Source organism: Aquimarina algiphila, from assembly GCF_947494415.1.
Lineage (GTDB): Bacteria > Bacteroidota > Bacteroidia > Flavobacteriales > Flavobacteriaceae > Aquimarina > Aquimarina algiphila.
In genome coordinates this window covers 50,177-74,004 of sequence record NZ_CANLVC010000010.1, presented here as the reverse complement: position 1 = coordinate 74,004, position 23,828 = coordinate 50,177, and the positions used below count along the sequence as shown (strand labels likewise).

General features: G+C 32.3%; 16 protein-coding genes. 2 read left to right on the top strand and 14 right to left on the bottom strand.

Translation table 11 applies throughout. The features are described 5' to 3' along the window. Positions 1 to 364: 364 nt before the first annotated feature. From PQF96_RS23865 to PQF96_RS23830, 8 genes are all read right to left on the bottom strand, one after another. Positions 365 to 2,077, bottom strand: a complete 1,713-nt coding sequence (locus tag PQF96_RS23865) for a helix-turn-helix domain-containing protein (protein WP_271768988.1) — start codon at positions 2,075 to 2,077, stop codon at positions 365 to 367. Positions 2,078 to 2,241: 164 nt separating this feature from the next. Further along, positions 2,242 to 2,406 carry a hypothetical protein gene (locus tag PQF96_RS23860; RefSeq protein ID WP_271768985.1) on the bottom strand — a complete coding sequence of 55 codons (165 nt, stop codon included), beginning with the start codon at positions 2,404 to 2,406 and terminating at the stop codon, positions 2,242 to 2,244. Between the two features lie 155 nt (positions 2,407 to 2,561). Then, positions 2,562 to 2,735, bottom strand: a complete 174-nt coding sequence (locus PQF96_RS23855) for a hypothetical protein (protein WP_271768982.1) — start codon at positions 2,733 to 2,735, stop codon at positions 2,562 to 2,564. Between the two features lie 67 nt (positions 2,736 to 2,802). Then, positions 2,803 to 2,985: a hypothetical protein gene (locus PQF96_RS23850; RefSeq protein WP_271768980.1), complete on the bottom strand. Its 183-nt coding sequence runs from the start codon at positions 2,983 to 2,985 to the stop codon at positions 2,803 to 2,805. Between the two features lie 79 nt (positions 2,986 to 3,064). Beyond that, the gene (locus PQF96_RS23845) at positions 3,065 to 4,768 is read right to left on the bottom strand and encodes a helix-turn-helix domain-containing protein (protein ID WP_271768978.1); all 1,704 of its coding nucleotides are present in this window, start codon (positions 4,766 to 4,768) and stop codon (positions 3,065 to 3,067) included. A gap of 668 nt (positions 4,769 to 5,436) precedes the next feature. Continuing rightward, positions 5,437 to 5,571 (bottom strand): hypothetical protein, encoded by a 135-nt coding sequence (locus tag PQF96_RS23840; RefSeq protein ID WP_255412203.1) that lies wholly within the window; start codon positions 5,569 to 5,571, stop codon positions 5,437 to 5,439. A 296-nt stretch (positions 5,572 to 5,867) separates the two neighbouring features. Then, positions 5,868 to 6,599, bottom strand: coding sequence for a cysteine hydrolase (locus PQF96_RS23835; protein WP_109434151.1), 732 nt, complete (start codon positions 6,597 to 6,599; stop codon positions 5,868 to 5,870). Positions 6,600 to 6,675: 76 nt separating this feature from the next. Next, entirely contained in the window at positions 6,676 to 7,527 is an 852-nt protein-coding gene (locus PQF96_RS23830) for a helix-turn-helix transcriptional regulator (RefSeq protein WP_271768973.1), read from the bottom strand. 273 nt (positions 7,528 to 7,800) lie between these two features. Here PQF96_RS23830 and PQF96_RS23825 point away from each other — a divergent pair, with 273 nt between their 5' ends. Further along, entirely contained in the window at positions 7,801 to 8,682 is an 882-nt protein-coding gene (locus PQF96_RS23825; protein WP_109434153.1) for an AraC family transcriptional regulator, read from the top strand. Between the two features lie 151 nt (positions 8,683 to 8,833). Beyond that, positions 8,834 to 9,676 (top strand): phosphatase PAP2 family protein, encoded by an 843-nt coding sequence (locus tag PQF96_RS23820; protein ID WP_109434154.1) that lies wholly within the window; start codon positions 8,834 to 8,836, stop codon positions 9,674 to 9,676. 22 nt (positions 9,677 to 9,698) lie between these two features. Here PQF96_RS23820 and glpK read toward each other — a convergent pair whose 3' ends face one another. The 6 genes from glpK to PQF96_RS23790 form a co-directional block, all read right to left on the bottom strand. Further along, positions 9,699 to 12,878, bottom strand: coding sequence for a glycerol kinase GlpK (gene glpK, locus PQF96_RS23815; protein WP_271768969.1), 3,180 nt, complete (start codon positions 12,876 to 12,878; stop codon positions 9,699 to 9,701). Between the two features lie 182 nt (positions 12,879 to 13,060). Continuing rightward, on the bottom strand, positions 13,061 to 13,969 hold the full coding sequence (locus tag PQF96_RS23810) for a GyrI-like domain-containing protein (RefSeq protein WP_271768967.1): 909 nt from the start codon (positions 13,967 to 13,969) through the stop codon (positions 13,061 to 13,063). 11 nt (positions 13,970 to 13,980) lie between these two features. Further along, the gene (locus PQF96_RS23805) at positions 13,981 to 15,348 is read right to left on the bottom strand and encodes a vanadium-dependent haloperoxidase (RefSeq protein WP_271768965.1); all 1,368 of its coding nucleotides are present in this window, start codon (positions 15,346 to 15,348) and stop codon (positions 13,981 to 13,983) included. Between the two features lie 28 nt (positions 15,349 to 15,376). Beyond that, positions 15,377 to 18,646, bottom strand: coding sequence for a VCBS repeat-containing protein (locus PQF96_RS23800; protein WP_271768963.1), 3,270 nt, complete (start codon positions 18,644 to 18,646; stop codon positions 15,377 to 15,379). A 72-nt stretch (positions 18,647 to 18,718) separates the two neighbouring features. Continuing rightward, positions 18,719 to 22,072 (bottom strand): VCBS repeat-containing protein, encoded by a 3,354-nt coding sequence (locus tag PQF96_RS23795; RefSeq protein WP_271768960.1) that lies wholly within the window; start codon positions 22,070 to 22,072, stop codon positions 18,719 to 18,721. Positions 22,073 to 22,257: 185 nt separating this feature from the next. Then, positions 22,258 to 23,826 carry a RagB/SusD family nutrient uptake outer membrane protein gene (locus tag PQF96_RS23790; protein ID WP_160114018.1) on the bottom strand — a complete coding sequence of 523 codons (1,569 nt, stop codon included), beginning with the start codon at positions 23,824 to 23,826 and terminating at the stop codon, positions 22,258 to 22,260. Positions 23,827 to 23,828 lie beyond the last annotated feature (2 nt).

Genomic DNA, 23,828 nt, shown 5'->3' with positions numbered 1-23,828 from the left:
TAATAAAATGATGATCCGAAACGGGGATGCTGAAATAAATTCAGCATGACATAATAGTATAGATATGTAATACAAACCGGATAATAAAAGGTATTCAACCAAGATCTCGTTGAAAATTTTAAATGGATATGGATAGACCTGTCAGGTTTTCGAAACCTGGCAGGTCTTGGTATGCAAGTTGTCATTCTGGTGTAGACCGGAATCTATAACGAGATGCTCCAAAGTGGATCCCGGATCAAGTCCAGGATGACAAGGACAAAGATGTTTCAATATACCTGTTCCAAAACCTGTCGAAGGGCTAAAAATGATAAATTTAAGGTGATATTCACTTCTTAAAATCAGAGTAACAGATTTAGTATCAACTTTAGTTTACATCAACACTATCTGTCTGTTTTTCTAATTTTTTAATAAAATATGATGGATAAATCCCGGTTCTTTTATAAAAAGCTTTAGCAAAAACTTCTGAAGTATTAAATCCTATCTCTTGCGCAATGGCTTTGATGGTATATTTTCTTAATTTGGGATCAGTTTGTAGTTTTTTGACTACATAATCAATTCGTAAATCACTAACATATTGACTAATACTTTTTTGTTTATAGGTATTTACAACTAATGATAAATAGCTCGAATTTGATCCAAACTTTTTAGCCAAATCTTTAGAGTTAATGTTAGGTTTAAGGTAAAGCTCTTTTTCCTCAAATTCTTTTAATTTATCCAAAAGATGATCCTGAGTTTCCTGGCTTATAGTATCTACACTTACTTTTTTTACTACAGGTGTTCCTGATATATTATGATCCTGTTGCGCAGCCTTATCCAATAGCTTTAAAAAACGTTTTTTATGCACATACCCTCTGCGATACCCATAGATCGCAATGAGTAGTACCGCAATCAAACTTGTCACCAAAATAATAATGGTTTCTTTTTTTAAGGATTGATCTTCTTGTAATTGTGCTATTAATTCTTCCTTATCAGAAATTAACTCTACCGTATCATATCGTTTGATAATGTTTTTGGTTAAATAGATCTGATTAGAATCTCGAATACTATCGAGCTTTAATAAGGTGTTGATATAGTGAAGCTGCTGCTCTACATCATTTTTTGATTTATAATAGGTTATTAAATGGGTATATGTTTTTAATAATAAAGGAACGATGTCCTCGGTTTCTTTAAGAGTTTGATCAACATTTTTAAAATGTTCTATACTTTTCTCAATATCCCCATATCCATCATAAGAAAGGGCTATATAATAATCACAGACTGCTATTCTTATTTTCTCTCCACTTTTCTTTTCTTTTAATTTTTTTCCTTTTTTTAAACTATCAATTGCACTGCGGTAATTTTTAGCATGATAATGATATATCCCAGAACGAACTACAAATTGTGGATACATAGATATATCATTTGTCCTCAACGTTTCTTTAATTCCTTTATCAATATATATTTTGGCTAAATCTAATTCTAAGTGCGCTACATAAGAATCTGCTAAAGCAAAAAGAGCTCTATTATAATCAGATGGGTTTTTAAATTTAGGATTCTGATCCAAAAAGTTTAAGTGCTCTAAAAATATAGTTTGAGCCTCTTTTCCTTCTCCTAAATTATTTTTTAATAGACCTATATTAAATTTTATGGATCGATATAAATATTCGTTATTATTATTTTTTGCAGCTTCTGAGGCTATTAAATAGAGTTCTAAAGCTTCTTTATAATTCCCAAATTCATATTGCGTGTTACCTTTTAACAAATAGCCTTTCGAAGGATAATTTCTATATTTTTTATCTTTGGTGAGCTCGATCAAACTATCAGCATATTGTAATTTAGTCTTTGTAACTAAGTACCCTAAAAAAAAATATGTATTTGCCATCCCCAGAGTATCAGAACGGGATTTGGACTGAGACAAATACAATTGTAATGTTTTGATCTTAAGACTATCTGCTTTTGGGTTTCTGAATATGGCATTTAGCGCATCATAATCCAATACACCCATATCACTTTCTATACGCTTTGTTTGCCCAATTACTTCTTTAGAAAAAACAATTGCTATGAGCACATATATTAAAAACAGATATTTTTTGATCACTATAATAATTTTAAGCAGGTTTATATTGCTCGATAAAGGTATAATTAATTGAGAAATCTAATACTAGGAAGATGAGTATTTATAATAAAACAAAAACCCGAACAGTGGTTCGAGTTTGTTTTGATAATTAACAAAATTGTCTTAATCAAGATATATTTCTTACATTAAATCAATCCACCACTTAAAGGATACGTTTTAATACCGCATATCTTGGTGTCTGTGTCTGGTGGAATCGAAATAGATCCCCCCATAACATTTTGAGCGTTTTCTAGCTTAGCAATTTTAATCTTCTCTAAACTCAGTACTCTTTTATTTTTACTTGTTTTCATGTGATTATAATTTTTGTGACTAACATAATTAAAGTCTTAATTTTTGAATAAATACATATTTAAAACACTAATTAATCTCCATCTCCTGCCCCTTAAATCAGGTATATTTTGATAGTTGATAAATAAACCGTCTTAATCAAGACATACTGCTTACACTAAATATATGGATCACTAGTTACGGGAAACGTTTTAGTTTCCCAAGTACATTTCAAAATACCAGTGCGCTTAGTTGGTGGAATAGATCCCCCTCTAACATGTTGAGCGTTTTCTAGCTTGGTAATTTTAATCTTATCTAAACTTAGTACCCTCTTACTTTTCTTCGTTTTCATGTGATTATAATTTTTGTGATTCATACCATTAAAACCCTATTTTTTAAGTAGGTATCTAAAATACTAATTAACCTCCATTTATTGTTTCTTCAGATATTGGACGTGTTTTTGTTGTATCTACACATCCAGGGGCATCCCTTGTAAGAGGAAGATTACCGCACCCTTTACCATTAATTACTTGGATATTTTCTAATTTACTAATTTGGATTTTATCTAAACTGAGAACCCTTTTCCTTTTGTTTGTTTTCATAATAGTCGATTTATAGATTAAATTTTATTATTTATTTGAAGAGTATTCAAATAGCATTCCAAAATGTATATATAACTTATTATCCGTTATTTAATTGTTTAATAAAATAGGATGGATAAATCCCTGTTCTCTTATGAAAAGCAGAAGAAAATGACTGCGCGTTTTTAAATCCTACTTCTTCTGCAATGGCCTTAATAGTATAGGAACGTAATGCCTTATCGGTAGTAAGCTCACCTACAGCAAAATCAACTCGTAAATTATTAAGGTAATTTGCAAAATTCATGTTCTTATGTACATTGATAATTTTGGATAAATATGCACTATTGGTTTGTAATTCTTTGGCCAATAAATTAAGTGTATACTGTTTTTTAGAAAATCTAACTGATTCTTCAAAGCCATGAAGCTTCTTTAATACTGTTGCTATAACTTCTTCTGGAATATCAATCTCTTCTTTTTTTGAAATAGTATTGCTAATAGCTGTGAATTCTGGCTGACCTTGATCTTTATTTTTTTGTTCCTCGAGCAAATTCAAAAAACGTTTTTTATTAGCATAACTTCTATAAAAAAAGTACACTACGAGAATAACTAATGTAATTAAAAATAGAATGAGTACTGCAATGGTTTCTTCTTTTAAAAATGTTTCTTCCTGTAGTTCATTAATTAATTTTTCTTTTTCAGCAATTAATTCTGCCGTGTCATATCGTTCATTAATATTTTTGGTCAAATAAATCTGATTTGCATGCCGAATACTATCCAACCTTAACAACGTATTGATATATTCAATTTGTTTCTCGAGATCATTTTTTAATTCGGAATCTGCTATTAGATAATCATAGGTATCTATTAATTCTGGAATAACATCTTCAGTTTTCTTAAGAATATGATCTACATTCTTAAAATATGATATACTGCTTTCATTGTTCCCCAAGGCCCTATATGATCTGGCTATATAGTAATCACAAATAGCCATTCTTGTTTTTACCTCATCAAAATTTTTAATGATATCTTTTCCTTTTTCTAAACTATCAATTGCTGTTTTATAGTTTTTAGAGAAATACTCATACATCCCTGAGTACATCACAAAACTAGAATATATAGATGTATCGTTCACTTTTAATGTTTGACGAATTCCCTGGTCAATATAACTTTTAGCCTCACTAAATTGACTACTGTAGATATATGAATCGGTTAAAGCAAAGAGTGCTCTATTATAATCGGATGGGCTTTTAAATTTAGGATTCTGATCTAAAAAGTTTAAGTGTTCCAAGAATATAACTTGGGCTTCTTCTCTTTCTCCAGCATTGTTTTTTAATAGTCCTATATTAAATTTTATAGATCGGTATAAATATTGGTTCCCATTTTTTTTTGCAGCTTCTGAAGCTATTAAATAGAGCTCAAGAGCTTCTATATAATTCCCTAGTTCATACTGTGTATTACCTTGCAACAAATATCCTTTAGCTGGGTAATTTATATACTTTTTATCTTTTGTGATCCCAATCAAACTATCTGCATATTGTAATTTAGCCTCTTTAACTACATGTGCTAAAAAGAAATATGCATTTGCCATGCCTAGAGTATCGGCACGGGATTTGGACTCAGATAAATACGACTGTAGTGTTTTGACCTTAAGACTATCTGTTTTTTGATTTGCAATTAAGGCTTTGAGTTGAGTATAACCCAGATCATTCTGATTCTTATCTTCTTTTTCATTTTGGCCATATACCTGATTCGCATAAACAAACAGTATCAACAGGTAACCTAAAAATGTATACTTTTTAATCATAAGCATAATTTTTTACAAAATTTCATTTATCTGCTCCATGGAAACCAAAAACCATACCTTTTAAATAAACAATTAAAAATCAATGATTTACACATCGTAAATTGTATTACATGTATGAAGTCACCTCGTTAAGTTCTAACCAAATAGATTTTATGAGTACCAAGATAATTAATTTGATTACAAAAGTTAATATTATCTAAATATAACCGACCTTTTGATCATAAAATTAAAACCATGTGGTATTTATAAATTTGTGGTTTAAATTTATAAATACCAAGAACATTGTTTTGTATTTCACATCTGTTTTGAGCTAATTTTGGATGTATAAAAACTAATAGTTTAAAACTATTTGATAATATAAAACTGATTTGTTGGGGGTAATGCGCATCAGCTATTAATACCAATTCAACCATAAAACATGATATATAATTCGTTTATTTTTTACAATTTCTTCGTTTTAAAATTTAACAATAGCTATGGCTATTCTGAAATTTTATGCCTTGAACTAACAAAAACTAATTCAAATTATTCATATCTCATTTTATAATCGATTTGGTATAATTATCAAAGTGTTTAAATTAAAAACCTGAACAAATGTTCAGGTTTTTTTTATGTATTTATTAATTTTTTAATCTGTTTGATTCCCATAACAGAATAATATTAGTTGTTTATTTCTTCTTTTTAGTAGGTCTTTTAAAATACATTCTGGCTTTTATTTTATTATACAATAAAACAATAACAGCAAACAAACCTAATATCAACAAACCTCCTCTGCCCGTTAAGTATTCAAATATGTCCATCATAAATAGTTCTCTTTTTTGTTCAAATATATTTAATTTTCGATAAGAAAAACCCGTTTCGATTGTATTGCGTAACACCAATAAGACGTAACACTATTATGTTTCCTTACAATATAAATACAACATTTCTCAAAAAGTAAACCCTTGTACAGAAAAATCTGTCAAGGGTTTGCTCATACCATTTACAATTTGAGTTTACTGCAATAAAATGTTTTTTTTCTTTTACAGTATACCCAAACTATAACTGGTATTAATCACGAATTAATCAAAATCACTACTTCTGATATTATTAATGTCGTTTATTTTTTCGTACTCTTTATTTCTTTTACTATTTCTTTGGTAGTATACACATGACTCGCAATCATTTGAAAATTTACCACAGCAGCTTCATAAGCATTCATACCTGGTAAAATTGCTCCTGCAGTTGCGTCTTTTACTACCGCTACATCAAAACCTGATTCTACAAGATCCCTCATATGAGATTCTGTACATAAATTAGCAGACATTCCTGCCAATATTACTTTACCATAGCCGTGTTTACGCAATTGTAACGCCAAATCGTTAGATTCTGGCCCATACACTTTATGAGGGCTTGTCACAATAACATTATCTCCTTTGATGTATTTTTTATAGGTATCCAGCCAATCTGCTCCTGATCCTTCAAAACCGTCTAGCGACAAAGCATCTTTTCTATCAAACATATTGATTTTATGCATCAAAGCTTCTAAAGCTCCTTCTATCTTCCATGTATGATCATGAGGGTAATAGTAGTGTGGAGAAACAAAAACTGGTATGTTTTTTTCTTTTGCTACCTTAAATAATGCTTCGATATTATCTACCGTATTATTAGCGGTTACACTTTCTCCCACAACTCCCCAAGTTACGCCATCAGGGCTTAAAAAATCATTTTGTGGATCTGTAATTACTATGGCTGTATTCTCATCTACAGTAAATCCCGGATCAGGAAGCTGTGCATATACACTTGTTAATCCTGATATTAATAAAACTATGGTTACTATTACATTTTTCATTGTCTCTTTTTTTTAAGGTTAATACTCAATTTGACAATGCAAAGATGGCTCAGAAAACAGAGCAGTTGTTAGGTAACTATTCCCGAAGTGTTGGCAATTTTTCCTCACTTATTTTTTCTTTAAACTCTGAAGGGGAAATACCTTCTTGTTTTTTGAAAAAACGACTAAAGGTTTGAATATCATCATAACCGATTTCATAGGCTATTTCTTTTATTTGCTTATTCGTATAATGTAAAAGCCTTCTTGCTTCTAACATTTTTCGATCTTGTATGTATTGTAAAGGTGTTTTTGATCCTATCTTAGAAAAAATATTAGACAATGTTTTTGGAGATTTATGCAATAAACCCGCATATTCTGAAACACTATGTTTTGTTTTAAAATGCTGTTCTACCAAAAAGTTAAATTCTCTTACCATATCAGAATCTTCTTTTTTGCTAGGATAGTTTTCCTGAGACTTATAAATTCTGGCACATAGAATAAGATAGCGTTTTAACATCATTTGCAACATCTCTATTTGCAAACTATCATCAGATTGCATTTCTATAGTAAACATTTTCCATAAGGTTTCGAACTTATCTACTTCTTCTTCGGGAATCTGAATAACAGGTAATTGTGATGCTCCAAAAAACAAAATACCTTTACATCCCACTTCTGTGTCATGATCAAGAATACAATAGAAAGGTCTATTAAATCGAAGAAATCTAATCTGTTTTATATCTTTTATAATAACGCGATGAAACTCGGTTAAAAACACAATTTGATTTTTAAAAAATATATGGCTCTTTCCATCTATTATTAATTCATTCAAATCAGATTCAAACCATAAAATAGTTAAGCTACTTTCGATAGTTTTTTTTAATACATCATTGTTTTGACTATTAATCGTTTCTAGCTGAAGATATTCCTTTATATTTCCTAAAAAAATCATATTTACATTTGGCTTTTAGTATTGCCAAAATTTTGCCTTAATTGTTAACTGTACTTCATAGTATTGCATAAATCCAACATCATCACAAAGAAATACATCGATTTATCACAAAAACATCCCTACATCTATACTTTGAATATTTTCTTCATAAGATATTCTCTAAGTTCTTATAAACTAACTTTTCTTTATTGCAAGATATACATTGATAGACATTTGCCTGTTTTATTATTAACACCTTTATTTGTACAATTAAGACATTGATTCTAATATATCATGAAACTTCCTATTTTAGATATTACTCAATTTCACGATACCGGTGATATTGAGAGTTTTTATGCTAATGATTTTGAATCCCATCTACGTAATAATCGGGATATAATATCTCATCCTCACAAGCATAATTTTTACCTTTCAGTTCTATTTATAGAAGGGGAAGGAATTCATGAGATCGATTTTGAATCTTATTCAATCAAACCAGGATCTATTTTCCTTTTAAGACCAGGGCAAACCCATTCTTGGAAATTTACAAAACCAGGAAAAGGGTATATCTTTTTTCATTCTAAAGAATTTTATGAAGCTATTTGTCAAAATAAAAACCTTAATATATTTCCTTTCTTCTTTTCAAACCAAAATTCTCCATCGATTTACCTCAACAAGGAGACTATGTCCTCTATCGAACCACTTTTTATCTCTATTCTAAATGAAACACGTTCTTCTGCACTATTAAAAAAGCAAAAATTAGTCAACCTCATTGATCTAATCTATATAGAATTATCTCGACTTGTATTAAAGGATAGCCTTGAAGACCTGGTAAATTCTAAAAACTTTACCATGAAGTTATATAAGTTCGAACAATTGATAGAAGAGAAGTATAAAACATTAAAATCTGCTCTCGCCTATGCCGAAATCATGAATATTAGTGTTAAACATTTAAATCGAATCTGTAAAGAGACTATTGGAAAAACAACTACAGACCTTATTCTGGAAAGAGTCATTTTAGAAGCCAAAAGACAAATCTTATATTCTGAAAATAATCTTGCAGAAATTGCCTGGGATCTTGGATATGATGATTATTCTCATTTCTCAAAATTATTTAAACAAAAAAGTGGTATATCCCCTTCTCAGTTTCAAAAAATGTATCTAAAGAAGGTATAATTTCTTCGTCTGTTAAGTGCATAAAGGTTAAATCATTATATTTATGATTTCATCAGAGGCTCAAATTTATATTTGGGTTTTGTTTTTTTATATGAATAGATATATTCGTTATTATTAAGAAGTTACTATTTTTGCTTCGTAAATTTTTACTATGAATTATTTCAAGACCCTACTTACTTATACTCTGTTAGTTTTCATTACAACCTCAATTCATTCTCAAGATTCTGAAGGAGAAATGACGACCTGGCAGATGATCAAATATGATGGAGCTTCAATTTATAAAGGAGTAAAACACACCTATACTCAACCCTTTAGATGGAAAGGAAAAGATTGGGCCACCTTTGGCGGAATAGTAGCAGGAACAGCAACTTTACTAGCCCTTGATGAACCTGCCAATGAGTATTTTACAAAACAAGGAGAAGATATCCCAAGCGGGATAAGGGAAGTAAGTTTTCGTTTTGGGAAACCTTTATTAAATTATGGTTTAACAAGTAGCGTATATGCATTAGGGTTAATTACAAAAAATGAAAAAATAAGAAAAACTGGAGTATTACTAATTGCTTCTGCAACAGCTGGAGGCTTGCTCCAGACGGTAAGTAAGACCTTAATAGGGCGAGCACGACCACTTACAGGAGAAGGAAATCTAAGTTTTCGGTTTTATTCTGGAGGTGATGCCGGGTTTCATTCTTTTCCTTCAGGGCATGCTATTCTTTCAGTTACGACCGCTTATGCTATAGGAAAACAGTTTAAAAACCCATATATAAAAGGAGGTATTTATGCCATTGGAATGTTATCACCAATATCTCGTTTATGGGAAGGGGCGCATTGGCTTACAGATGTTGTTTTGAGTACAGCTTTAAGTATCGTTATCGTTGATGGTATCGATAAATACTTAAAAAGGACAGAACGCTATGCTTACAACAATAAAGAAAATAAGATACGTTGGAACCTTAAACTAGGAGCAGGGCAAATAGGAATAGTAGGGCAATTTTAACTCTAAAATAGTTTTTTCTTTTCTATTCAAATTCTTTTTCATAATAAGTAGCTGCATCTTGTAATAAAAGATCTAAATATTTGTTTTCTGCTTTAAGACGAATTTCATCCCATCTTAAATATCGTATCAGATCTTCCTGAATTAAGGATCTGTATTGATGTACGCTCTGAATATCAAAATAGAGTCTCCCTGTTCTTCTTACAAAAAAATCTGCCAAACCATTGGTCATTTCATGATGCACACTATACCATAACTCTGCTCTAATTAATTTTTCTTCAACAGAATCGTTTAAAAAGTAATTTACCTTATCTATAATAATATCTGCTTGTTTGCCATAAGTAGTAGCCAAATACCATCCATAATAGGGGTCATCATTTTTTAATTCTTTAAGTCGTAATGTAATATGATCCAGATATACATTTACGGCTGCAGTATCTTCAAGTGGTGTGCTTGTAAGAGGAATTTGTTCTGTATGAGACTTAGAAAATTTGTCTCTTCTTTTAGTACTCATTGTCTTAAGCACTGTATCAATAACCCGTTGTGCCATCTTTCTATATCCAGTAAGTTTTCCTCCTGCAATAGAGATCAACCCCGTTTTTGACACAAAAATCTCATCTTTCCTGGATAGTTCTGATGGATCTTTTCCATCCTCATGAATCAATGGTCTAAGTCCTGCCCAATTTGATTCTATATCTTCCTGACTTAAGTGTACCGTAGGAAACATATTATTAATAGCATCCAAAAGATACTGAGCATCCATAGTGGTTGCTACGACACGATTAAGGTTTGCACTATAGTTTGTATCTGTAGTCCCCACATAGGTAGCTCTTCCTCTCGGAATTGCAAAAACCATCCTTCCATCGGGAACATCAAAATAAATAGACTGGGTAAGCGGAAAACGCTCTCTAGAGAAAACAAGATGAACTCCTTTGGTAAGATGCAGGTGCTTATTATTCATAGAATGATCTTTTTCTCGTAAAAGATCTACCCATGGACCCGCCGCAGAAACAAAATTTCTAGAGCGTATCGTGAAACTTTTCTTCGTATTGTGATCAATACATTTTAGACTTTTAATCTTGCCTTCTTCATCATAATTAAAAGAAGTCATTTCACAATAGTTTATACTATTTGCTCCAAAAGAAGCCGCCTTTTTAAGTAATTCTACAGTAAGCCTTGCATCATCTGTTCTATATTCTGCATAGTATCCTCCTCCTGTAAGTCCATCTTTACTAAGTAATGGTTCCTTTTCTAATGTTTCCTGCGCACTTAACATTTTTCTTTTGTCATCCCCTTCTACATTGGCAAGAAAATCATAAACTTTTAACCCTACAGATGCCATAAATTTTCCATACGTACCTCCTTCGATAAGAGGCAATAGCATTTTTTCGGGGACCACTAGATGGGGAGCAAGTTTATGCACTGTTGCACGTTCACTACCCGATTCTTTCACTAAGCCTATTTCCATCTGTTTAAGATATCTAAGGCCACCATGGATAAGCTTTGTTGATTTATTACTGGTTCCTGAAGCAAAGTCATTTTTTTCTACCAAACACACTTTTAACCCTCTGGATGCCGCATCCAATGCTATTCCAGCTCCGGTTACTCCACCTCCTATGACAACAAGGTCATATTTTTCGTTTTTTGCACTCCGCAATTGCATCTCTCTATCTAAGACAGAAAAACGAATAGGTCCGTCCTCTTTCACAGCTAACATATTTTTATTCACTGTCTTGGTACGAGCCACTGCTTGTTGCCATCCAGTATACTTACGACTGCGCTCATGTGCCGTAATTTCTGGAGTAAATATTGTGTCTATGGTCCTAATTTTTGAAATATCTTTTTTTGTCCATATTCCAGCCTTAATTCCTGCTAAAAATGCCGCACCCATAGCAGTAACTTCTAACATTTTTGGACGATCTACTGCTACATTAAGAATATCTGACTGAAATTGCATTAAATAATTATTTGCTGATGCACCGCCATCTACCTTAAGTTCTTTCATCTGTTTGCCGCTATCTTCTACCATAGCTTCCAGTACATCTCGCGTTTGGTAAGCCAATGCCTCTATTGTGGCTTTGATTATTTCATTTTTACCAGAATCCAATGTAAGTCCATAAATCGCTCCTTTGGCTTCCATATCCCAATATGGAGCTCCTAATCCTGCGAATGCCGGTACAACATATAATTCATCAGAAGTAGGAGTAGATTTACAAATAGCTTCTGTTTCTGATGCGTTATCAATAATTTGAAGTTTATCTCGTAACCACTGTACAGATGCTCCTCCCACAAAAATACTCCCTTCTAGCGCATATTTAATATTATCTTCTGGTAAGCTACAACATAATGTAGTTAGTAAACCATTTTTGGATTTATATGGTTTTTTACCTGTATTAAGTAACATAAAACACCCTGTCCCGTACGTATTTTTAGCAATTCCAGAGGTATATCCTCCTTGTCCAAATAATGAGGCTTGTTGATCTCCTGCTACTCCATAAATAGGAATATCATGCCCTTCGTAATTAATATTCCCAAAATCTGAAGAAGAATATTGTACTTGAGGCAGTACCGATTTAGGAATATCCATTGCCTTTAATAATGTGTCATCCCAGTCTAAATCAATGATATTATAAAGCATCGTTCTCGATGCATTAGAATGATCTGTAACATGCTTAGCTCCATTAGTAAATTTCCAGATTAACCAAGTATCTATTGTTCCGAATAAAAGATCTCCATTTATTGCTTTTTCTCTGGCACCTTCGACATGATCCAATATCCATTTTAATTTTGTTCCAGAAAAATAAGAATCAATCACCAACCCCGTATGCTTAGATACATATTCATCTAATCCTTTTGATTTGAGGTGTTCACAAATCTTGGTAGTTCTTTTATCCAACCAAACTATCGCATTATAAATAGGTTTTCCTGTAGTTTTATCCCAAACAACTGTCGTTTCTCTTTGATTAGTGATTCCTATAGCGGCAACTTCTTCAATACATAATCCAGATGTCTTCAATACTTCTTCAAGAACTTCTTGCTGATGCATAAAAATTTCAAGCGGATCATGTTCAACCCATCCTGATTTAGGATAATGTTGTGTTAATTCTTTTTGGGCAACACCACATATTTCTCCTAGATTGTTAAAAATAATAGCCCTAGTACTTGTGGTCCCCTGATCAAATGCGATGATGTGTTTTTTGGTCATATCCTAATGTTTAAATGCAATACAACTTGTTTTTTAAGCAAAATCTTAAAGGAAATTCTTAAAAAAGAGGTAATTACTTATATATTTTAACAATATTTCTTCAATAAAAAATTATTCTTTTGATAAAAATAATAATTTTATATGCTATTCTATGCTATTGTATAAATTTTATTTTTTAAACACTATTCATTCTCCGCTAATTCATCTTTGATTGGCAGAAATATTTCTGCTTTCCATTCTAGTTCATCTCCTCCTTGCATCGGGTTATTGTAAAAGATTTCTAACGGTGTCTTTTCTACCAAAATATTATTTTTCTTTGCATAGGTTAATAATACAAACCATGCTTCATCACTATTTCTATAATTTCCGTGATATGTAGCTTTTAAAGCCTTTTTAGACTTTATTTTTCCGACGTTGATTCCTGAACCAACCGGTAATGAATCCCGGTACTTTATTGGAAATCCAAAATCAAGATAAATAGAATCTGCTTCAGTATCCCAGTTTTTAATATTTACAAAAGGAAAACCATCTTTTTGAATATCATTTTTGGTCAATTTAGGATACAGAAATGCATTAGACCTCATCATCTCATTAGCTTTTCTATATCGTTTGGTTTTAGAAGAAACTGAAATATACTCCATCTCAGGGGATTCTGATTCTCCATCAACAACTACCATAAAACTATCTGTATAGTTCATTATTTTTTTTCTAAGATCAATAAGATTACTTTTTACAGAATCTATAACCTTCGAAGATCCAATAAGCACCTTCAGTCGGTTTTCAAGAGAATGATCTTGGGAGACAATACCCACTTCAACTTTGGTAATGGTATCTGCCATACTTTTAAAATTCCATTCTAATATAACCGGCACCTTATCAATAACTATTTTCTGTTGTAACGATTCATAAGGATAAATTTCTCTTATATCATTAGTTTTTGCAATTGATCTAAGGTTTTTAACTTGATCATATATACTTCCAGGAGCTGCATTTGCTTTGAAGCTAATCTCGTAGTCATATTTTTTAATATATAAGTACCATATGGTCAATCCAAAAAGCAAGGTCACTATAACAATTACTACTTTTTTCATCACTTATAACTCTATTTGTTGCTATCTGTTTTAACATTGTCCCCATCTATCATCTGAAGTTTTTTGACTACGAATTCTCCCAATCTTCGTCCTTGTTCCAAGCCTAAATCTATAGCAGCGCGATAGTGAATCCCGCCATACAATCTACTAATTGCGGCTTCATCTGCAGCTAAGTTAAAAGAGTTAAAGGATCGAATAGGAAGTCCATACTGTACTTCGGTATCATCGTTGAAAGCAAAATTATCTCCAAAAATCTCGGTTAACACTGTCGAGGCAGCACCAGAAACTACAGAATGCCCACTGGTATATTCTGGAAAAGGTGGTGTTTGTAAAACCGGTTCCCAATGCTCATCAATATGTTGATTTATTAGCGTTTCTGGACGTATCAAATTACTTCTATACTTCTCATCCCAGCAGCTTATAAATGCATCAGAGATGGCTATAGATGTTTTTGTATACGCATATACCGTTTTTGCAAAATCTGCATCTGTTTTCCTACAGGCAATTTTACAAATTCCAATCCAATGTGCTCCCGGAGTAATCTTTTTTGTAGCAAACATAAGATGCCCTTTATGTGTTGACACATATGGATTGCAGTCCCAAAATTGGGCTATTTGTATTTTTTCTGAAGTTTCTCCTTCTGCTTTTATTTCTTTTCCAACTTCATAAGTCTCCAATACTTCTTTATAAAAGGGAGAATCTTTTTCTAAAGAAAAATCAGGATGTTTTGTGGGTGTAAACTGTGATGCAGAATCAATAATAGAAGCCCTGATCTCCCTCCAATGTGGTTCGATCCCATCCATATAATCGGGTGGTGTAGGTTGCCATCGAGCAGGATCTTCTGTATTAACCGTAAATTTTGGCATCGTTCGCGTTTGTGCATAGTTATCTTTTGACAACCAATCTTTTATATGCTGTGCTACTTGCAGCCCGTATGCCTTAGAAGTCTTAAAATTTGTTTCATTAATTCCTTCCCATGAATTGTACAGGCTATCCCTATAAATTTCTATTTTATCTTCTGAAAAAACAAGTTCCTTACCTACATCCAGATATGCCACCAGTGCAGCAATTTTATAATTAATATTTAGCGTTGTATCTGCCTCAGGAATTGCAGTCAGTCCATGTAATTTACTCGATAAAGTTCTATACTTCTTATTTTCCTGACGGATAACCTCGTACGCTGCTATATTAGGATAATTATATATTCTGCTCGCTACGGGGGGAGAAAATATATCATGAACCATCACCTCGGTAATTTTATCTACCGTAGTATGGTAAGTATCTTGTGTAATTTCTATTTGAACAGCTTCTTTTTGACAAGAACTTAATGCTACCAGGAATAGCAAAAGATATAAAAATCTTTTTTGCTCTTTGAACATTTTTGTAAGTGTTAGCGAATTCCGTTTTTTATTTAGAAAACTCATAAATCTCTGATTCTGCATTATTAATGGTAATTAGTAAATAAGTACGAGAAGCAAAATTAATGATATTTAGCCCTCGTACTGATTTTTGAGTGAGGTTAATATTCAATTCACTTCCTTCAATTACATCTCCATTTTTTTGAAGTATCGCTCCAGCAAAACTATCAAATCTACCATGATATGGTATTACTCCAAAATAATTACCCGCCATTAGAACTTCTTCTTCACCGTCACTATTAAAATCATACTTTAGCATCCTTGTAATAGGTGAAACTTGTAGAGCATCTTTAAAAGGAACGAAAGTAAATTTTCCGTTATCATTTTTTAAATATCCTGATGCCAATTGATGTGCTTCAAGTAAAGTTGCTTGATCCAATAATTTAGTACCGAAAATTTCTTCGACTGTTTTTCCTGCAAAGGCCGAATAGGAGGTAAATTTTTTTCTTAGAAAATTTAACTGACTCGATAATTCATCTAGTCCAAGTGCAGTATAATAATTCCCATTTTTTGGAATAGCAACAATAGTTTCTGTCTTTTTGTTATCATCAAAATCAGAATAATATAATCGTAAAGGAAAATCTATTGATGCTTTAAATTTAGAATTGAGTCCAAAATTTCCCAGTATATAATCTTGATCACCATCATTATCCATATCAAATGCTATTATAGATTGCCATAGGCCATTCATCTTATCCTTTAAAATAGAAGAAGTTACATCTAATAGAGTTCCGTTATTATTCTTGAAAAAATGTGGTGACATCCATTCTCCAACTACGATTAAATCATGAAGTCCATCCCCGTCAAAATCATTCCAAATAGCATCAGTAACCATCCCTACTTTTTGTAAAGCTATATTCTCTTTTTTTCTAAAACTACCATTATCATTTATCAACATATAAGAGTTCGGAATATTCCCAAAATCATTAGATACTGCGTATGCTCCTATAAAAAGATCCAGATCCCCATCAGCATCTATATCATAGGGTTTAATGACAGATTCATGTTCAAAAATTTCAGGAAAATCAGCCTTAAATAAACCTACATCTGAATTCAGATATAATCGATCTACCAATTCTTTTGATGCTCCATAATATTCTCCTCCTGACGAAGCTACCAAAAGATCTTTTTTACCATCTCCATTAAGATCTTCAAGTATTGCAGTTACATCTTCTTTTCGTTTATCATCTTCTAAAACGTCAATTTGTTGATTTTCAAAACCTGTTGCGGTCTGAAATACTATTTGAGAAGTTTCATTTTTTGAACTTCCAAAGAAAATATCGTCTTTTCCATCTCCGTTGATATCCCCCACAACAGTTGCTGGTCCTCGATCAGAAATCTTATACGGAATCAGTTTTTGTCTATTAAAATCTATATATGTATTCTCTTTATGAACATAATGTAACCCTGGTAGGCTATCTATTTTATTAAACCACTCTTTTTTTCCAGGAAATATTTTATCATAATTAACCCTATTTCGTTTATTCAAAACTTTAATGGTTAATGTTTGATTTGCTTCTATATGCTCAGCAACTTGAATAGTATTATCAGGCCAAATAATCTTAAGAGAATCTATTATTTTTGTTTTTCCATATCCAAAATGAATCATTGCTTCTGAAGAAGATTGAAATCCTTTTGCAGTAAACAACTGTTTATATTGTGCTATACCATTATGGTATGATATTACTTTGGTTCCGATTCCAAATACATTTGGTTTTTTATATTTAAATTTTAACTTTAAATAATTCGATCTCCCGTTTGTTTTATTTCTATAAAAAGTAACAGGAGTATTCATATTATTAGTTACAATATCAATATCTCCATCATTATCAAAATCTGCATATGCACTTCCTGTAGATATAATTGAATCCTTTGGTAACCAGGATTTTGATCGATCTTTGAATCTAACCTCGCTAGACCCTTGAAACACATAATTTTGCACTGCTCCCGATGGCATGATACTTAACGCTTCATTATCTACCAACTTGGTTTTGGTTAGCTTATCTTTAATTTTTTCATTAGAGATATATTTTATGTAGTCCAGATTATTTGGACGTTTTGGTATCCCGTTGGCTATAAAAACATCTTGTTCTCCATCTTGATCATAATCTGCAAACAATGCCGACCAACTCCAATCACTTTGAGCAACACCACTAAGTAAAGCTGTTTCGGAAAAGAATTTTCCGGCCTTATTAATTTGTAGCATATTACGAGTATACTGGTAATGATATCCTAATTTATGAATCCTCATATTCAGCATATCCAGCGTCTCATCTCCTATAGATGCTTTTAGTACTTTTTCATCTTCGGGAGTCATATCTAGTGTCAAAATATCAACAAAACCATCATGATTAATATCAGTCGCATCACTCCCCATTGAAAAACGACTCGTATGTCCAAAATTTTCTTTTAATCGTTCACTAAATGTCCCATTTCTATTATTGATATAATAATAATCATCCTCATGAAAATCATTACTTATATAAATATCAATGAATCCATCGTTATTAAAATCTGCTGTCGCGACACCTAATCCGTAACCGTTAGCTCCTCCAAAAATTCCAGCTTCTTCACTTACATCGGTAAAGATTGCACCATCATTACGAAGTAATTTATCTCCGCTTTCGTAGCTTCTTTTATTACGTATAGAAGCTTTGCCAAAAGAATGCTGTGTATGAATAGCATGATTAAGAAGATACATGTCCAAATCTCCATCATTATCGTAGTCAAAGAATGCAACTGTAGAAGAGTAATTATCAAAATCCAAACCGTATTGCGATGCCTGCTCTGTAAACGTAGCATCACCATTATTAATAAATAACTCATTAACTCCATCTAAACCCTGAATTCCTGCTACAGCACAAACATAGATATCCAAATAACCATCCCCATTTACATCGGCCATTACAGTACCTGTATTCCAGTCGGCATGACCAGCAACACCAGCTCTCTCAGTAATATCTTCAAATTCAAAATTACCTTTATTAAGATATAATCTATTCTTATCCTGATTTGAAGTAAAAAAAACATCAACCAAGCCATCATTATTAATGTCTCCAACTGCAACACCAGCTCCATTATAAAAATACAAGTAATCCAAAATATTTAAATCTTCTGTTGACTTTATATTATTTTGAAAAGTCACTTTTGTAGTTTCTACATCTACTTTATCAAATAACTCTCCATATTGTGATTCTCGCTTATTACAGCAACAAAAAAACAGTATTCCAAAAATTGTTATGATTATTTTTTTGATCATTATTATTTCTAAAAGTTACTAGCGTTTAGACCTCACAGGTTTTTGAAACCTGTGAGACCCATTATCAAAATCTTATTCTTTCAATTCAAAAATCTTTGGAGGCTGGTTATTTATTCCTGAAATTAAATATTTTCTCTCTTCATTGTTTTTTATCCAATGTATTTCTTTTACTTCTCCTTCTACAAAAAATCCTGAAGATTCTTCATGAATATATTTCCCTTTACCATCACTAAACAAAACAACACCTCTACTAGCGTCTAACCTAGAAAATTGTGGTTTAAAATTATAATTGTTCCCTCCCAGAATTAAATCCAAATGGCCATCATTATTAAGATCCACAGTTTCTATAGCATTAACACATGATAATTGTGCTTCTCGAGGTAAGGCTTTGATTTCAAAATTGCCATTACCATCATTATATGCTACCAAACTTGCAAAATTATTTACGTTTTTAACTATTGCATTTTGTAATACTTCTGCAGAAAACAACTCATCAATAGATTTAGTCGCATATTCTGAGAATTTCAGATTTTGTTTTTTAAGCACATTGATTTGACCTGTTATTTCTTTCTTTAGATGTATCGGAACATCTTTTCCATTAATTGTTTGAGTAAACACCTGTTCTATGGTGCCGTTATTGTCAAAATCATTGATATACACTTTGGCTGGTTGTTGATTATTTGCTTTATACATTGCATTTAATCCACGGTTTCCTAATATCAGATCAATATCTCCATCTTTATCAAGGTCTGTAGCCTTAACTGTATTAAACCATCCCGAAACACTATCAAGATTACTATTCAGAGGAGTTAATCTTCGACCGTTATTCTTAAAAATCTTTGGAGACATCCATTCACCAACCAGAATCAAATCTTTTTTATTATCTCCATCAACATCCTCCCAGGTAGCATCGGTAATCATACCAATATCCTGTGCCTTAAAAGCCTTTGATTCAATACTATTCTTAAAGTTTCCTTTACCATCATTTTCTAAAAGTTGATTTTTAGGGTTTATTCCATAAATCCCGGGTACACTAATACTTCCAATAAAAATATCAACATCCCCATCTCCATCAAAATCATGAGGAGCAATAACTGAAGTGTTGGTATCGTTAAAAATCGTTTGTCCTTTAGAAAAATTTCCTTTACCATCATTAAGGTATATTCTTGTACTAAATTGAGTAGTTTTGGCTTGCGCAAAATTTCCTCCGGATCCAATAACCAAATCTAAATCCTGATCATTGTCAATGTCTATAAAATAAGCCGCTGTATCTTCATATGAGATTTCTTCTTTGTCTTTCCATGGAACTGTTTTCTGTGCAGACTTAAAAAATTGATTATCTTTTGTTTGAATATATAAATTCCCTGGTTGATTTGCCGCTCCACCAACATAAACATCATCTCTTTTATCTCCGTTCACATCTCCCACTGCAATTGCTGGCCCCTCTTTAGATAACATTTTTGGAATTAAACCTTCATAATCAAAATCTACATATGGGTCTTCTTTATGCCTAAGCATATTGGTTTTTATTTCAGAAAAATAACCATTTTCTGTATTCGTTGTTTTTTTGATGCCTTTAGAAGCATCAACAATATCCAATTGAATAGTTTGATTTGCATTGATTGTATTAAGTTTTTGAGTTTTCCCATCTGGCCAAACTACTCTTATAGAATCTACTTTTTCGGCTTTACCCAACCCAAAGGTCATTTTATAATCTATTGACGATTGAAATCCTCTTGACGGAACCAATTCTTGTCTTAATATTTCATCATCTCTATATACTTCTACAATACTCCCGATACCAAAGGTATTTTTATCCGCCCCTTTTAACTCAACTTTCAAATAATTATTTTCTGAATTATTTTGATACACAAATAATGGCATGTTTACATTATTTACTACCAAATCTAAATCACCATCGTTATCTAAGTCACCATATGCTGCTCCATTAGAAAAACTAGGCTCAGTAAATCCAAAGTCTGTGGTGGCATTAGAAAAAGTTAGATCCTTATTATTTCTGAATGCATAATTAAGAATAGGAACACTTGGCATATTATTGATAATAGAATCCTGAGAGGTTTGCTTTCCAGAAATTGCCATTTTTTGATAAATCTCTGCTGCAAAAAAGTCCATAAAATCTTGATTTGTCAGATCGTGATAGATTCCATTACATACATAAATATCTCGATAACCATCATTATCCATATCAAATAATAATGCTCCCCATGACCAATCTGTATTACCCACTCCACTGTAAAATGCAACTTCAGAAAACGTATCATCTCCGTTATTAAGTTGCAACGTATTTTGCATATATTGATGATAGAAATCTTTACGTTGTTTTAGTTTGTATACATCGTACCGTTCAAAATCACTGGTGTTTTTAAGTCTCTCATCGTCTTCTGGAAGCATATCTGTAATAAAAACCTCTGGTTTACCATCATTATTAAGGTCAGCCATATCAGCGCCCATGGATGCCAAACTTATATGAGGCATTTTATTTTTTATATCTTCTGTAAACGTACCGTCCCCATTATTAATATATAAATAATCGCGTTCGTAGAAATCATTTGAGACATAGATATCAGGAAATAGGTCTTCATTAATGTCTCCTACGGTAACTCCTAAACCAAAACCTATTAAACTTCCATAAATTCCTGCACTTGCACTTACATCGATAAATTTTCCATCATCATTACGTAACAGTTTATCTCCACCCCCTTTAAACATCTCTGGAAGATTCCAATCCTCACTCCGTACTTCTCTTTTATCAGAATACCCCAAACTATTTACAGGAATAAAACTGTTATTAAGTATATATGCATCCAAATCACCATCTAAATCATAATCAAAAAAAGCGGTATGTGTGGTAAATCCACTATCGGCAAGATTGTATTCTGAAGCCTTTTCTGTAAAAGTTATGGTTCCTGAGCTTGTCGAAGGACCATTATTAATAAAAAGTTCATTCTTTTGATCATCGCCTTTTACATTTCCTGCATTACATACATAAATATCCAATAAACCATCTGCATTTATATCTACCAAAACCACTCCTGTTGACCAGGATCTATTTCCACTAACTCCAGAAGATTCTGAAATATCTTCGAAGACAAAATTACCTTTATTGAGATACAATTTGTTTTTACCCATATTAGAAGTCAGGTATATATCAGAAAGGCCATCATTATTGATATCTCCTATAGCAACACCTCCACCGTTATAGAAGTTTCTATATTTAAAGATGTTAAAATCTTTTTGATTGGTAACTTGATTTATAAAATCAATCCCTGTTTTTTCTGACTCTAGTTTAGTAAATAATGTGGATGGTTGTATTTGATTTATATTGCTTACAGGTTGTTCACTTTTCTGATTACAAGAAATTAACAATCCTATTATAAACAAATGCAAAAAAGTTTTGCGTATCATGATTCTGGTTTGTAAATGATCAATGATTAAACTCATGGTTAAAAATCAAGTATCTTTTAAAAATTACTTAACCTCATTTTAAAACCACTAAAAATTGAGTTTCTAAATATGTTTTACTAAAGTAGCAAAGCCCTTCGAAAGGAAGAAGGACTTTGCATTTATTATCCAAATACTCACAATTTTTATTAATATCCTGGATTTTGAGTTAAATTAGGATTAGTAGAAATAGCTTCTGCCGGAATAGGCATTAACAAGGACTTCGCTGTAGAAGCACTGCCTTTTTCTTGCCAGGTTCCTAAAAAAGTACCAAAACGAATTTGGTCATTTCTTCTCCAGCCTTCCCAATACAATTCTCGAGATCTTTCGTCTAAGATATCTGATTCGGTAACCGCAGGCAATGCCGTAGCATTTCTCATCATTCTTAATTCATTAACAATATCTAATGCAGTTTCTCCTCCTGTATCCGTTCCTCCTCTTAGAATTGCTTCGGCTTTCATTAAGCGAGCGTCTGCATACCTAAAAAACACATAATCATTACCCGGAGCATTATCATTTGCAAATTGTAAAGAATTATTTTCTACTGTAAACGTTGGGTTAGGTGTATATTTCACTACTCTGATCCCTCTCGTTTCATTAGAATTAAACAAGTTTACATCTTCACTAAAAATCAAAGGCCCTTGTTGTCTATCTTTTAGATCCTCAAATACTAGGGTTCCATCGACCGGACCGCTTTGTTGTCCAATCAAAAACCCTGCATTATATCCAAACTGATCAGAAATACCTGGAACTGCACTACTTTTTCTTACATCACTATCTTCAAAAAGGTTATATAATTCTACCGTAGCTACAAAACCATTCCACCCACTTGGTTGTTGGTTATAATGCATACTCATATGCCATCTATTATTTATTCTACCTGTTGCTCCACCAAGCTCATTTTGTGATACAAATATGATTTCTGATGAGGTCTCACTATTTGCAGAAATAAAACTACTAAAATATTCATCCTCTAGGGTATACCCGGATAAGTCATTAACATTATTTATTACAGCGGTCATATCTGCTGCTTCAAAAGAATAAGGTCCTTCTAATGCACCTCCATCTGCTCCGGTAGCCTTATATACTGCTCTATTTAAATATAATTTAGCCAAAAGCATCCTTGCAGCATTTTGAGTAGCTATATCAGGTGTTCCAGAAGAAGGTAAATCATTAAAAACAGCCTCTAGTTCTGCAATAAATACATCCACTGCTTCTATTCTTTGTAATTGCTCTGTAGGTGGTAACAATAAATCTTCCTCGCAAGCTCTTCTTGGTACTACACCAAACAGATCCATTGTAAAAAAGTCCAGAAATGTTCGTAGGAAAGTAGCTTGTGCAATTTCACTTGCACTGCCATCTCCATTACAAAGTACTTGTTGCGCATTAAAAGCTCTACTATTGAGGTCCCTCCAGGTTTTATCAATATGGGCATGGGTATTTGTCCAACCGTGTAAATGATGATCTCTCCATAATCCCGCATCATCCCAATCTCCACCTCTAGTAGGTGGTATTAATTCATCTGAAGAATGCACGTAAGCAGGTAATAAATCCTGCTCGTGTTGAAGTTCACGTAAAGAAGAGTATGCTCCAACTAACAGATCTGATGCGCTAACGCTCGAATCAGATGAGTTAATACTATCATTTAACTCTTCATCCAGATCAGTACATCCAAAAACAAGGAATGCTCCGATCAAACCAATGATTATTTTTTTCATTT